At 45.3% G+C, this 14,494-nt stretch carries 11 protein-coding genes; all 11 read left to right on the top strand.

Features of this window, described 5'->3' with window-relative positions; genetic code table 11:
* Positions 1–233 precede the first annotated feature (233 nt).
* The 11 genes from BLW60_RS10465 to fusA all read left to right on the top strand — a co-directional run bounded on the left by BLW60_RS10465 (position 234) and on the right by fusA (position 14,326).
* The gene (locus BLW60_RS10465) at positions 234–1,760 is read left to right on the top strand and encodes a DUF1963 domain-containing protein (RefSeq protein WP_074717115.1); all 1,527 of its coding nucleotides are present in this window, start codon (positions 234–236) and stop codon (positions 1,758–1,760) included.
* A 26-nt stretch (positions 1,761–1,786) separates the two neighbouring features.
* The gene (locus BLW60_RS10470; protein WP_081348212.1) at positions 1,787–2,446 is read left to right on the top strand and encodes an HAD family hydrolase; all 660 of its coding nucleotides are present in this window, start codon (positions 1,787–1,789) and stop codon (positions 2,444–2,446) included.
* Entirely contained in the window at positions 2,443–2,685 is a 243-nt protein-coding gene (locus BLW60_RS10475; RefSeq protein ID WP_074717119.1) for a hypothetical protein, read from the top strand. The genes BLW60_RS10470 and BLW60_RS10475 overlap by 4 nt, the downstream gene beginning before the upstream one ends.
* 145 nt (positions 2,686–2,830) lie before the next feature.
* Entirely contained in the window at positions 2,831–3,415 is a 585-nt protein-coding gene (locus BLW60_RS10480; RefSeq protein WP_074717121.1) for a hypothetical protein, read from the top strand.
* A gap of 411 nt (positions 3,416–3,826) precedes the next feature.
* Positions 3,827–5,185, top strand: coding sequence for a Trk system potassium transporter TrkA (trkA, locus tag BLW60_RS10485; RefSeq protein ID WP_074717123.1), 1,359 nt, complete (start codon positions 3,827–3,829; stop codon positions 5,183–5,185).
* 19 nt (positions 5,186–5,204) lie between these two features.
* Positions 5,205–6,641 (top strand): TrkH family potassium uptake protein, encoded by a 1,437-nt coding sequence (locus BLW60_RS10490; RefSeq protein ID WP_074717125.1) that lies wholly within the window; start codon positions 5,205–5,207, stop codon positions 6,639–6,641.
* A gap of 73 nt (positions 6,642–6,714) precedes the next feature.
* Positions 6,715–7,788: a leucine-rich repeat protein gene (locus tag BLW60_RS10495; protein WP_074717126.1), complete on the top strand. Its 1,074-nt coding sequence runs from the start codon at positions 6,715–6,717 to the stop codon at positions 7,786–7,788.
* Positions 7,789–7,876: 88 nt separating this feature from the next.
* Positions 7,877–10,918 (top strand): leucine-rich repeat protein, encoded by a 3,042-nt coding sequence (locus BLW60_RS17025; RefSeq protein WP_207645934.1) that lies wholly within the window; start codon positions 7,877–7,879, stop codon positions 10,916–10,918.
* Positions 10,919–11,105: 187 nt separating this feature from the next.
* The gene (gene rpsL, locus BLW60_RS10515) at positions 11,106–11,522 is read left to right on the top strand and encodes a 30S ribosomal protein S12 (protein WP_028516762.1); all 417 of its coding nucleotides are present in this window, start codon (positions 11,106–11,108) and stop codon (positions 11,520–11,522) included.
* Positions 11,523–11,752: 230 nt separating this feature from the next.
* A complete protein-coding gene (gene rpsG, locus BLW60_RS10520) occupies positions 11,753–12,223 on the top strand; it encodes a 30S ribosomal protein S7 (RefSeq protein WP_009983569.1) in 471 nt (156 codons plus the stop codon).
* Between the two features lie 24 nt (positions 12,224–12,247).
* Complete coding sequence (gene fusA / locus BLW60_RS10525; protein WP_074717128.1) at positions 12,248–14,326, top strand: elongation factor G; 2,079 nt, start codon at positions 12,248–12,250, stop codon at positions 14,324–14,326.
* The last annotated feature ends 168 nt before the right edge of the window (positions 14,327–14,494 follow it).

Here is a 14,494-nt window from a genome sequence, read left to right on the forward strand (position 1 = left end):
TCCGCTCGCCCATGTATGCCTTACGATGAAAATAACATGAGCACGCTGTAGGGGCTGCCTTTGGCAGTCCGAGCCTTACGTAATAGGTAACATGAAACAATTGTAGGGGCGAGTTCCACTCGCTCGTGTACGCCTTACGCTGCAAATTACATGAGCGTACTGTAGGGGAGCCCGCCTCGGGCTCCCGTCATTAACGTACAACTCAAAAAATGTCACACTTGAGAGAGAATAATATGTTTTTTGATAAGATATTTGATGCTTTGACGGACAGTACCGAAAAACTGCTTGAAAAAGAGGCAAGAGTCAGAGGACTTGATTACAATGAGGTCAAGGCTGACGCTGATTCGGGACTTCTTTTAGACGGCTGTAGCTTCGGCAGGAAATATGCCATAGTCCGCAACGGAAAGAAGTCCGTGCTTCTGCCGTATAATGAGCTTTTCTGGGTGTTTGCCAAAGGAACCGATGATGCCGAAATGGCAGATGTTTACTTTGTGACGGTATATCATATCATGTACCAGATAAACAATATGAGAAAAACTGATGCCGTAAATATCTGCGAAAGGATACTTGCAGCCGACAGAGCGGTCCTCATCGGCTTCAAAGAAGAGTACGCGAAGATCTATGACGAGCACCCCGATGACTTAAAGGAAGTAAAAAGGCAGTACCTGATAGGTTCGGTATTTCAGGAACTGAAAAAGGACGCAGAGGAGAGAAAAGAAAGGGGAGAGTATGAGACTAAGCCCTCTCCTGTAGCTCCCGTACAGCAGGAAACTCATGCAGAAAAGCCCGAGCCTGTACAGGAAAAAGTCTCTGAGCCTGTGCCCGAGCCTGAGAAAGTGCCGGATAAGTTCGATGAGATACAGGAAAGGCTCATGGAAGCTTACAACAGGCTCTGCGATGAAGCCGATTTGGACACTCCCCTGCGCACCGAAATGGCAATATGCGAGGCTGCTCCCGAGATAGGCGAGCAAATGAAGAAATTCAGACGCAACGCCATATTCTTGTGCGATAAGGAAACTCCCGAGGGCGGGATACCCGTGGGAGCAAGCAAGATAGGCGGATTTTCGGACCTTCCTCCCGATATGGAGTACCCGACCATGACAGGCTTTACCTTCCGCAGAAAGGGACAGAAGCCCGAAGAAGCAAAGGTCTATCCCAAAACGGCTATGCACCTTGCAGTGCAGATAAACCTTTATGAGCTTGCGGAGAGCGGTGCGGACACAGAGGGGATATTCCCGAAAACGGGTATGCTGTATCTTTTCTGGAGCGGCGAAATGGACGATACTATATTCGATCCCGAAAATAAATACGTATTTGTACGTGCTGACCAGCCTGAGCTTGCTCAGGTGAGCAAAATGATATGGTGGGACGGCGATATGTCCGCGCTTAGACGTACAGAGCCGCCCCTGTCTTATTATGAGGACGCAGACGATGAGGACAATGGCAGATTTGACGATATATGTCCCGAGGCGATGGTATCCTTTGCTGATATGACGGAGTATTCTCGTGAGGAACTGCTGAGTATAAAGGGATTTTCGGAGATAGACGAACGAAATGACTTTGAGCTTTCAGATCATGGCAATAAGCTCCTTGGAGTTCCGTGGGGCTGTAATATACCTTATATCGAGAAAGACGAGATACAGCTTTTGCAGCTCAGATACAGTGTGGGCTGCGTGTGGTCGCTGTTCTGGATAATGAAGAAGCAGGACTTTATTGACCGCGATTTTACAAATATACATCTGGACGCTGACTGCGACTGAGCAAAAATACAAACAAGGAGCAAATAATGTTAAAAGGCGCGATTTTTGATATGGACGGTCTTATGATAGACACCGAAAAGCTCTATCTCAAATTCTGGATACTGGCGGCTAAGGACTACGGCTATGATATGAAGCCCGAGCACGTTTACGCTATCCGCAGTATGGCAAGGAAATTTTCCATACCCAAGATAAAGAGCTTTCTGGGGGAGGACTGTCCCACAGAGGAGATACGTGCGCACAGAACAGTGCTTATGAACGAGTACATAAAGGAAAACGGTCTCGAAGTGAAAAAGGGACTGTTCACTCTTCTGGACTATCTCCGTGACCACGGTATAAAAATGGCTGTGGCAACGGCTACACCAAGTAACAGGACTAACGAATATCTGCGTACTATAGGTGCTTATGACTATTTTTCGGCTATGGTGTGCGGAGACATGATAACCAACGGCAAGCCTGCTCCCGATATATACCTTACGGCAGCTGAAGAGCTGGGACTTCCGCCGCAGGAGTGCGCTGCGTTTGAGGATTCGCCCAACGGTATAACAGCTGCCCATGCAGCAGGCTGTCACGCCATAATGATACCCGATATGACCCAGCCCGATGATGAGATAAAGCCGCTTCTGTCGGCAGTATATGACAGTCTTGACGAAGCGATAGAGTATTTTGAGAGGAGCATGAAAGAATGAGCGTTTCGGAGATATTTGAGATACCTAAGTTCTATTACTTCGAGAGCGGCAACGACTTCTCGGGAAGCAAGGGCGATTTCGCATATAAGATACTGAACGGCGATGTGCTTAAATGTATGACATGGCACGGCAGGCTCTGCTCCATGAAGGCTGAGATAGAGCATGAGGCGGAGTTTGAACGTACACAGGAAGGCTTCGACAATATGATAAAATGGCTGGAAGAGCAGTATAAATCATAATTCAGCTTTGCCGAATTATGATTTTAGCCGTTAGTCCTTAGAGCTTAGAACTAAGAGCTAAGAACTAAGTAGTGGCGAGTGCCACTCGCACGTCAACCCAGATGCAGGCAGCATGATCATTCATATAGGCAGGTGAAGCAAAAAAATGGGAAAACTCCAATGTGCAGATGAAGTATCGGCATCAATGCATCTGGATATGCTTATAAATGAAAAGAAAATACTGACAGAGATATGTACTATAAGAAAAAGACAGCATCTGAACAGTGTAAGATCACAGCTGGAAAAGTATAAGTTCATTGACGTCAGAGAGAATGACAGACTTCAGAACGGTCAGCTCTGGCTGCTTGCAGGCAGAAACGAAAATGAGCTAAAAGCTCTTAATGTAGGGCAGAGCCGAGATATACGGAATGAGATAGAGTATGATGTAGGTATAATGTATGGTACTATAAGCGGTAAAAGGGTAAGCTGTCCATACAAACAGCTCAAAAAGGACTATGAAGAGCTTACGTTTTATGAGGTGGATATCGACAGCTACATTAAAATGCTGTTTGGCGGTATATGCGAATGTGACGGCATTGTAAAGATCATGTTTGAGATGTCAAAGGAATATATGGCAGAAGCCGCTTTAGCTTACAGGACTGCGGCTGAATACTGGAATTTCAACAGATCAGGCATGGATAAGAAAGCCTATTACCGTATACTTGATATGCCCGAAATACTTGGAAAGTAAATAACCGTATTTTAACGGCTCCGCAACTCTCGGCTCTTAGTTCTAAGTTCTGAGGTCTTAGCTCTAATTTTGTGTTGACAAACGTGTACAGTGGGATTATAATTAATGTGTACTCACTAACCGCCGTCGGGCGGTTAGTACTCCGAACTCTGTTCGGAGCAGCGCAAATTTTTTGTAATATAGGAAATTTGCGCAACACATTTCTTTATGTCAAGCTCATTTTGCCTGAAGGGCAAAACAAAGTGCAAGAAAATGTTATAACATCAATGGATTTTCTTGCACTTTGACCACTAAAAATCGGCTTTTATAAGCTGCAAAATCCGATTTTTAGTGGGTGAGCAGACATTAATTATATTGAGTAAATATATCTGCTCACCCATAGTTTTGTAATAATATTTTTATGGAGGAAATATGGACATTATAATTGTAGGATGCGGCAAGGTAGGAAGTGCTCTTGCGCAAGTCCTCAGCGATGAACACAACATCACTATTATAGATAAGAAAGAGACGCTGGTAGAAACTGCAATAAACGATTTCGATGTAATGGGAATATGCGGCAACTGTCTACAGACCAATATCCTTGAAGAAGCTAATGTTTCCAAGGCTAATATCTTTATCGCTGTTACCACTTCCGATGAAGTAAACGTGTTATCATGCCTTATTGCAAGAAAAATGGGTGCGCGTCATTGTATCGCGCGTGTTCGCAGCCCCGAATTCGACAAACAGCTGGTATTCATGCGTGAAGAGCTGGGTATCAGCATGATGGTAAATCCCGATTACAATGCAGCCAACGAAATAGCCAAGGTACTGCGTTACCCCGAGGCTATAAATATAGAGTCTTTCGCTAAGGGCAGAGTCGATCTTGCAGAAATACGTATCACAAGCGGAAGTATCCTCGACGGTGTAGCTCTCAGTCAGCTTTCAAGAAGAATGAGGCTCGATGTGCTTATCTGCGCAGTACAGCGCGGCGAGGAGCTCACTATACCTAACGGCAACTATGTGCTCCGCGCAGGTGATAAGATACACATGACTGCTTCACACAGCAACATGGTAAAATTCTTCAAGAGCATAAGTGCGGCTTACCGTGAAAAGCGTGTAAAATCGGCTGTACTCATAGGCGGCGGAAGAATTGCTTATCATCTTGCTCAGCAGCTTATAGAAATGGGCGTCAAGGTAAAGATCATAGAGATCGACCGTGACCGCTGTCTTGAACTGTCTGACAGGCTCAACAAGGTGGATATCTCCTGTGCCGACGGTACAGACCATGATATCCTTGAAGAAGAGCGTGTTTACGATGCCGATGCAGTTGTTACCCTTACGGGAATTGATGAGGAGAATATACTTCTTTCGCTCCTTGCCAAGAACAACGGCGTTGAAAAGGTCGTAACAAAGGTAAACAGAATGTCTCTCATGCAGCTTTCCGATACTCTCGACCTTGACAGTATCATCTCGCCAAAGACTATCACAGTCAATCAGATACTCCAGTATGTGCGTGCAAAGCAGAATTCTCTCGGAAACAGTGTAACTACGCTGTACAGACTGGTCAATGACAGACTTGAAGCTATAGAGTTCGTAGTCCGCGACAAGAAGGAATATGTAGATGTTCCACTGAAGAAGCTGAAGCTTCGCAGCGGTATCCTTATTGCAAGCATCGCAAGAGGAAATGAACTTATCATACCAAAGGGCGATGACTGCCTGCAGGTAAACGACAGCGTTGTTGTCGTTACTACTACAAAGGGTATGCACGACCTCAGTAATATCTTTGACTAAGGAGTTCGCCTGACTTTATATGAACTATAGAATGGTATCTTACATTATGGGACAGATACTGAAAGTCGTTGGACTTTGTATGCTTCTGCCCATATTAGTAGGTTTTATTTATGAGGAGGACCATGTTGTGGCTTCCTTCGGCATTCCTTTTCTGATAATTATGGCAATAGCTATTATTTTCACTGTAAGGAAGCCGAAAAACAATTCAGTATATTCCATGGAAGGCTTTGTGAGCGTTGCGGCTTCATGGATAATGATGTCATGCATCGGAGCTCTGCCTTTCATTATCTCGGGAGAGATAGACGATTATCCCAGTGCTTTATTTGAGACAGTTTCGGGATTTACGACAACGGGTGCGACTATCCTTGACGATGTTGAGGCAATGTCAAAATCCTGCCTCTTCTGGCGAGCCTTTACTCACTGGCTGGGCGGTATGGGAGTACTTATGTTCGTTATCGCCATTATGTCCAGCAACGACTCGCGTACCATGCATATGATGCGAGCTGAGTGTGCAGGTCCGAAGGTGGGACGGCTTGTATCAAAGTCGCGCTTTTCCGCACGTATACTCTACGGCATATACATAACACTTACGGTCTCTGAGGCTGTACTGCTGCTTTTCGGCGGTATGCCGCTCTATGATGCTATTATCCACGCCTGCTCGTCGGCAGGTACGGGAGGCTTCTCCATATGGGGTGACAGCATCGGTCACTATGACAGCGTTTACATCGAAATGGTAGTGGCAACTTTCATTATCCTTTTCGGTGTCAACTTCAACCTTTACTACTACCTTATAATAAGAAAGTATTCGCTTGCTTACAAGAATGAAGAGGTAAGGACTTATTTCGGCGTTATCATAGCTGCTACGGCTATTATTGCATTTAACGTCCACAAGCTCTATGACGGCGTAGGCGATACTCTCAGACATACATTCTTTATGGTAGCTTCTACCATAACCTCGGCAGGTTTTTCGACTACGGATACTGCCAAGTGGCCTGTATTCTCGCAGACGCTGCTGCTGATGCTCATGTTCGTGGGCTCGTGTGCAGGCTCTACAGGCGGCGGTATGAAGGTATCGAGAATAATGATACTTATAAAGACAGGTATCAAGGAACTTAAATATATCACAAATCCGCGAGCTGTATCTTCTGTAAAAATGGACGGAAAGCCCGTTGAGAAGGACGTTGTCCGCGGTGTAAGCAATTACCTGATATTGTTTATCATGCTTATGTGCATATCTGTATTGCTGGTAACTCTCAACGGCTTCACCATTGAGGAGTCGGCTTCGGCAGTAATAACCTGTATGAACAATATCGGCTTCGGTGTGGGACGATTTGGTCCTGCGGGAAATCTCGGCGGACTCAATGCATTTTCAAAGGTAGTATTATGCTTTGATATGCTTCTTGGCAGACTTGAGATATATCCGCTCATAATGCTCTTCGTGCCGAGAAGAAGGTAAGCTTTTAAGACCTGCATATGCTTGGGGTGCTGTGCAGGTCTGAAATATGATATTAAAATGGGAGGAATAAAAAATGAAGAAGGTCGTATCAGCTGTCGTATCGGCAGCAATATGCTTTACGTCTATGGCATCATTCCCTGTACTGGCTGCGGGCGTTCCGCAGGAATATATGGTTACAGGCGAAAACGTAGGCGAATCGGGCAAATGCGGTTCAAATGCCTACTGGAACTTTGAAGGCGGAAAGCTTTCTGTTACAGGCTCGGGAGCAATGGCAAACTGGACTTCAAGTGCGAAAGTACCGTGGGCCGATATTGCGCAGCAGATCAATACTGTTGAGATCGAAAAAGGCGTAACAACTATCAGTTCGTATGCTTTTCTCGGCTGCTCAAGCCTCGGCTCTGTAACTATTCCCGACAGCGTGACTGAGATAGGAATGAGTACATTCACAGGGTGCAGATCACTTGTCTCTGTTGATATCCCTGCAAGTGTTACAGTCATAAGCAGAGAAGCGTTCAAGAACTGTTCTTCACTCAGCACTGTGATCGTCCGCAACAGGCTTTGCAAGATAGTAGGTGATTCGCTTACTATATGCAATTCGATCTCTGACAATAAAGGCGTTTTCAGCGGTACTATCATGGGCGTTGATAAATCGTGGGCTCAGACCTATGCAAGCTCCTTCGGATACAGCTTCAAGCTGCTGGGAGATCAGCCGATCACAACTACGACCACTTCAACAACAACGACAACGACAACGACTACTACAACCACAACAACTACTACTTCAACAACCACAACAACTACAAAAACCACAACTACAACAGCTAAACCAACCACAACCTCTGCAACTTCTACTACAGTTCCGGTAACTACTACAACACCTGTTCCTCATAGTGAAGACTATATGCTTGGCGATGTAAACGGAGACAAGCTTATAGACTCTGTTGACGCAAGCAAGGTGCTTGCAGAATATGCTGCTGTTTCATCAGGAAAGGCTTCAAAGCTCAGCGAAACAGCATTCAAGGCTGCCGATGTTGACAAAAACGGCATGGCAGACTCAGTTGACGCTTCAAAGATACTGGCATACTACGCTTATACATCTTCTGAAAACGGAAACGTAAGATCATTATCGGAATTTTTAGAGAAATAAAGCAAAAGCATAGATAGGGAGTGCATAGGGGAAATCAAAATAACACTTTCCGGAGGGGCGGATGGTGCTTGAGAATGGAGAAATATGCATGAAAAAAATTGCTGCCGCAGCTATTGCGGTGATAATGAGCGTTTCATCAGCTTTTTGCTGCCCTCAGACAATATCTGAGGCTGCTGTTCCTCAGATCATCTCTATTGAGGACAATACCGTACAGGAATCGGGCAAATGCGGAAACAGTGCTTACTGGAGCCTTGACGGCGGAAAACTTTCTATCACGGGTACGGGAAATCTCGCGGACTGGCTGTCTTCCGATAAAGTACCGTGGAGCTCTTACAGGAGCCGTATCTCTTCCGTTGATATAGCCAGCGGGATAACCGGCATAGGTTCATATGCTTTTATGAACTGTTCGAGCCTTTCATCGGTAAATATTCCGAATACAGTAAAGGAATTGGGAATGAGCGCGTTCAATTCCTGTTCTTCACTTGGTTCTGTTGAACTGCCTGTAAGTGTTTCTGTTGTCAGCAGAGACTGCTTTAAGAATTGTTCTTCACTCAGAAGTATTACTTTTTACAATAAAAATTGTAAGATAGTAAGCTCTTCCGAGACTATATGCAACAGCAGTAACGGCACTACAGGTTCGTACAGCGGAGTCATAAGAGGATACAGCGGTTCATATGCCCAGTCTTATGCAAGCGGCTATAAATATCAGTTCCAGCTGCTCAGCGGTGAGCCGCCTGTGGCTACTACGACCACTGCAAAGCCAACCACTACAACAACGACTACTACAACAAAGAAAACAACAACTACCACTACTACGACAACAACGACAACCACTACTACTACAACATCTGCGCAGGTAGTAAGTGTAAGTGCAAGTGTTGGCATAGGAAAAATGCCTAACAAGACCACCTATACAATGGGCGAGGCTCTCGACCTCAGCGGCGGTACAGTTCTGCGTTCGTACAGAGAATTCTACAGCAACGGCAAATACGAAGATCATATCCTTGATCCTATCGACATGAAAGATGCTGCTTACTGGAGAGACGGTGTATACATAAATACCGAGGGCTTCAACAGCAATGAAGCAGGCAGACACAAAATAAGTGTCGGATATACTTACTCAAACTCTACAGCCTTTGCAGAGTTTGAGGTGGAAGTTGAGCCGCCAAAGACTACAACTACCACAACTACGACAACCACTACTACAACTACGACAACTTCTACAACAACGACTACTGCGACCACGACCGAAACTACTACATCTGTGTATGTTGTAAGTGTTGATCCGAAGATAGACATAGACAGCCTTCCGAATAAGACTACATATACTATAGGTGAGGATCTGGACTTCAGCGGCGGTTCTGTTATAAGGTGGTATACAGAGTACTACAGTGACGGTACACACGCTGATATCTTCCTCGAAAGCCTGAAAATGGACGAGCTTTCGTTCTGGAGAGACTCTGTATATATCAATACATCGGCTTATGATAAAAACCGCGAAGGAAAATACACTATAAATGTGGGATATTCCGTTCAGGGAAGCGTTGTATATGCAGATTTCACGGTAGAAGTCGTAAAGCCTGCAACTACGACCACCACGACAACAACGACTACTACCACAACAGAGACAACGACAACTGCCACAACTACGACTGTCCATGTTGAAAGGGTAGCTGCAAGCCTTGAAATAGGTCATATGCCGAATAAGACCACTTATACGGCAGGCGAAGAGCTTGACCTCAGAGGAGGTACGCTTATCCGCTCTTACAGAGAGATCTACAGTGACGGTACATATAAGGACACGTTCCTTGATGCTGTTGATATGGATAAGGTAAATCCGAGAAGAAACGGTATCCGTCTTGACGATATAGCCTTTGCCAATACTGAGGAAGGAACTTGTAATATAAGATTTATCTATATTTACAATGATTCCGAGGCGTTCGTTGAGCTTCCGATAAATGTGGAAGCTCCCGTAACGACTACAACTACCACCACAACCACTACAACGACAACAACTACCACCACGACTACTGCGCCTAAGAATGTAAAGCCATCCATACGTATAGAGTCACTTCCTGATAAGGTGGATTATGAAATGTTCGAGCCATATGACCTTGCAGGCGGTACAGTAAGGATAGGTCATACAGGTCCTGACGGCAAAGAAAGGTCAGAGGTCGTTCCGATGGACGACAACAGAGTAATCAAAAAGACCGATTACAGGGCATGGGAAAGAGGAGAATATACATTTATCCTCAGTTATACCGAAAACGGCATTACCGTGACCGATTCGTTCGGAATGACTGTCGGCATTGTAAAAACGCCTATTACAACAGAAGCAACAACAACTACTACCACCACAACAACTACGACGACAACAACGACTACGACTACCACAACAACTACTACCACAACCACAACTACGACCACTACAACGACTACAACAACAGAGCCTGTAACTACCACAACGGCAGATCCTCATTTTACGGCTTCGATCGAAATAGTGAGAATGCCGCATCAGACCGAGTATGAGGTCGGCGAAGAATTAGACCTTTCAGGTCTGTATGTAGCTGTATATCATACTCAGGGCGGCGTAACACAGCGTATCTACAGAAGCGACAGAGTTGCTTCAAGTCCCGACCGCTATGAAGTAAGCGGATTTGACAGTCTTACTCCGGGCGTAAAGAATATCACGATAAAGTATAAGGTATTCAATGCAGATGCCAACGAGTGGGTATACGCGACCGTAGAGTTCGACGTAACGGTCAAGGAGAAGGAGACTACCACAACTACAACTACAACAACCACCACTACTACAACTACTACAACAACAACAACGACATCGACTACAACAGCTACTACCACCACCACAACTCCGCCAGAGCCTGAGATAGTACTCGGCGATGTAAACGGAGACGGCAAGGTAGACTCAGTAGATGCCAGCAAGATACTTAAAGAATATGCCCGCGTTTCTACGGGATATGGCTCTATACTTGACGAAAGACAGAAGGCAGCAGCCGATGTTGACGGAAGCGGAAGAGTTGATTCCATTGACGCATCTAACGTATTGGCGTTCTATTCTTATATTTCGGGCGGCGGTACTATAACCGACATGAAAGAATGGCTGAAATAATAGCTAAGTATCTATGACAAAATCCCATGCAATAATGGGAAAAATCACAAAAAATAATGAAAATGGACGGCTTTTTGAGGATCACCCTTGACAAGCCGTCCTTTTTTGGGTATAATATATCAGTGCGCAGACTCTATACCTTTTTATGGAAGGTCTGACGCTTATATTATTGAAAAGGAGGAAAAATATGCCTACATTTAACCAGCTCGTTCGTAAGGGAAGAAAGGATCTTGAGACAAAGTCTACAGCTCCTGCACTTCAGAAGGGTTACAATGCAAAGAAGAAGACACAGATCAACCAGAGCTCACCTCAGAAGAGAGGCGTTTGCACTGCTGTAAGAACTGCTACTCCTAAGAAGCCTAACTCAGCTATGAGAAAGATCGCCAGAGTTAAGCTCACAAACGGTTATGAAGTAACATCTTACATTCCTGGTATAGGTCACAACCTTCAGGAACACAGCGTTGTTCTCATCAGAGGCGGACGTGTTAAGGATCTCCCTGGTGTGCGTTACCACATCATCAGAGGTACTCTTGATGCACAGGGCGTTGCTAACCGTAATCAGGCTCGTTCCAAGTACGGTGCTAAGAAGCCTAAGCAGAAGTAAGATACTTCAGAGCAGTCAGCGGCAGGCTGCATGAATAAAGCCGCACATTATCAATTGAATAGGATAACTACTACCGCAGGGTAATGCGGAGATCATATAGATTTATTCGATAGATCCTCTGCATTGGCTCCTGACACACCGATCGGCGAAGCAATGCCGATATACGGCAGTAACCGATCAGGTTTGAGTACCTATGAATTCATCAATCTATATGAAGGAGGGAAGCGAAAATGCCAAGAAGAGGTAAAATCGCAAAGCGTGATGTATTACAGGATCCTGTATACAATTCAAAGCTCGTTACACGTCTTATCAACAATATCATGTTAGACGGTAAGAAGGGCGTTGCGCAGAAAATAGTTTACGGTGCATTTGAGATCGTAGCTGAAAAGACAGGCAAGGATGCTCTTGAGGTGTTCGAGCAGGCTATGGAGAATATCATGCCTGAGCTCGAAGTAAAGGCTCGCCGTCTCGGTGGTGCTACTTACCAGGTTCCTATGGAGGTTCGTCCTGAGAGAAGACAGACTCTCGGTCTCCGTTGGATCACTAAGTACTCCAGAGAGAGAAACGAGAAGACTATGAAGGAAAGACTTGCCGGTGAGATCCTCGATGCTCTTAACGGCACAGGCGGTGCTTGCAAGAAGCGCGACGATACACACAAGATGGCAGAGGCAAACAAGGCGTTTGCTCACTACCGCTGGTAAGCGTCATTGTAAAAGGAGTAAATTATGTCAAGAGATTGTTCACTTGAAAATACAAGAAATATCGGCATAATGGCCCACATTGACGCAGGTAAGACCACAACCACAGAGCGTATCCTTTTCTACACAGGTGTTAACCACAAGATCGGTGAAACACATGAAGGTTCCGCTACTATGGACTGGATGGAGCAGGAGCAGGAGAGAGGTATCACAATTACTTCCGCTGCTACTACTTGCTACTGGGCAGGCCACAGACTTAACATCATCGACACACCTGGCCACGTTGACTTTACAGTTGAGGTTGAGCGTTCACTTCGTGTACTCGACGGTTCTGTAACAGTTCTCTGTGCTAAGGGCGGCGTTGAGCCACAGTCAGAAACAGTTTGGAGACAGGCTGATAACTATAAGGTACCACGTATGGCTTATGTAAATAAGATGGACATTATGGGTGCCAACTTCTATCATGTTATCGACATGATGAAGGACAGACTTAAGTGTAATGCTGTTCCGATCCAGCTCCCGATCGGTGCTGAGGACGAATTCAGAGGCATTATCGACCTCGTTGAGATGAAGGCTTACATTTATACAAACGATCTCGGTACAGACATCAAGGTTGAAGATATCCCTGATGATATGAAGGAGATCGCTCAGAAGTATCATGATGAAATGGTTGAGCACGTTGCTGAGCAGGACGAAGCACTCATGGAGAAGTATTTCGAAGAGGGCGAGCTTACTCAGGATGAGATCAAGAGCTGCATCAGAAAGGCTACAATAGCTAACCACATGGTTCCTGTAACCTGCGGTACTTCATACAAGAACAAGGGTGTTCAGAAGCTCCTCGATGCTATCATCGACTATATGCCTTCACCACTCGACGTTCCTGCTATCAAGGGTGTTAACCCTGATACAGAGCAGGAGGAGGAAAGACCTTCTTCTGATAACGAGCCATTCTCAGCTCTCGCATTCAAGATCGCTACTGACCCATTCGTTGGTAAGCTTGCGTTCTTCCGTGTATATTCTGGTGTTGTTAATCAGGGTGATACAGTTCTCAACGCTACAAAGGACACTAAGGAGCGTTTCGGCCGTATCGTTCAGATGCACGCTAACCACAGAAAAGACCTTACAACTGTTTACTCAGGCGATATCGCTGCAGCAGTAGGTCTCAAGAATACAACCACAGGTGATACACTCTGTGATGAAAAGCATCCTATCATTCTCGAGTCTATGGAATTCCCAGAGCCTGTTATCCAGCTCGCTATCGAGCCAAAGACAAAGGCTGGTCAGGAAAAGATGGGTATCGCTCTCGCAAAGCTTGCTGAAGAGGATCCTACTTTCAAGACATGGACAGATGAGGAAACAGGACAGACTATCATCGCTGGTATGGGTGAGCTTCACCTCGATATCATCGTTGACCGTCTCCTTCGTGAATTCAAGGTAGAGGCTAACGTTGGTGCTCCTCAGGTTGCTTATAAGGAAACTATCAAGGGCAGCGCAGACATCGACTACAAGTACAAGAAGCAGTCAGGTGGTTCAGGTCAGTACGGTCACGTTAAGATCAGAGTTACTCCTAACGAGTCTGGTAAGGGCTATGAGTTCACAAACGCTGTTGTCGGCGGTTCTATTCCTAAGGAATATATCCCTGCTGTTGACGCAGGTATCCAGGGTGCAATGAAGGCTGGTATCCTTGCAGGCTACGAAGTAGTTGACGTTAAGGTAGAGCTTTACGATGGATCATACCACGAAGTTGACTCGTCAGAAATGGCATTCAAGATCGCCGGTTCTATCGCTTTCAAGGAAGCTCTCAAGCAGGCTAACGCAGTTCTCATGGAGCCTGTTATGAAGGTTGCAGTTATCGTTCCTGATGAATATCTCGGAACAGTTATCGGTGACCTCAGCTCACGTCGTGGACAGATCCAGGGTCAGGAGTCAAGATCTGGTTCAATCCAGGTTGACGCTCTCGTACCACTTTCAGAAATGTTCGGTTACACAAGCGACCTCCGTTCAAATACACAGGGTCGTGGACAGTACACTATGGAACCACACAGCTATGAGGAAGTTCCAAAGAGCATCGCTGAAAAGATCATGGCTAACAGAGCTAAGAACTAAAAAAGCTATCCGCCCGTTTTATGCGGATATATGGGTAAAACGGGCATATATAATAAAATTACGTGATTCAGCTATAATTTTTTTACTGAAACACTTGAATTTCCAGAAATAATCTGATATAATACTATTATACAGATTTCTGAAATCTATTCTAAGGAGGAATTTCCC

Origin of the sequence: Ruminococcus flavefaciens (assembly GCF_900108555.1) — a bacterium.
GTDB lineage: Bacteria > Bacillota > Clostridia > Oscillospirales > Ruminococcaceae > Ruminococcus > Ruminococcus flavefaciens_P.

Bases quoted from the DNA above. Each gene is read 5' to 3' on its own strand.
- trkA (WP_074717123.1), top strand. From the start codon at position 3,827: ATGGACATTATAATTGTAGGATGCGGCAAGGTAGGAAGTGCTCTTGCG.
- fusA (WP_074717128.1), top strand. From the start codon at position 12,248: ATGTCAAGAGATTGTTCACTTGAAAATACAAGAAATATCGGCATAATG.
- BLW60_RS17025 (WP_207645934.1), top strand. From the start codon at position 7,877: ATGAAAAAAATTGCTGCCGCAGCTATTGCGGTGATAATGAGCGTTTCA.
- rpsL (WP_028516762.1), top strand. From the start codon at position 11,106: ATGCCTACATTTAACCAGCTCGTTCGTAAGGGAAGAAAGGATCTTGAG.
- BLW60_RS10495 (WP_074717126.1), top strand. From the start codon at position 6,715: ATGAAGAAGGTCGTATCAGCTGTCGTATCGGCAGCAATATGCTTTACG.
- rpsG (WP_009983569.1), top strand. From the start codon at position 11,753: ATGCCAAGAAGAGGTAAAATCGCAAAGCGTGATGTATTACAGGATCCT.
- BLW60_RS10480 (WP_074717121.1), top strand. From the start codon at position 2,831: ATGGGAAAACTCCAATGTGCAGATGAAGTATCGGCATCAATGCATCTG.
- BLW60_RS10465 (WP_074717115.1), top strand. From the start codon at position 234: ATGTTTTTTGATAAGATATTTGATGCTTTGACGGACAGTACCGAAAAA.
- BLW60_RS10490 (WP_074717125.1), top strand. From the start codon at position 5,205: ATGAACTATAGAATGGTATCTTACATTATGGGACAGATACTGAAAGTC.
- BLW60_RS10475 (WP_074717119.1), top strand. From the start codon at position 2,443: ATGAGCGTTTCGGAGATATTTGAGATACCTAAGTTCTATTACTTCGAG.
- BLW60_RS10470 (WP_081348212.1), top strand. From the start codon at position 1,787: ATGTTAAAAGGCGCGATTTTTGATATGGACGGTCTTATGATAGACACC.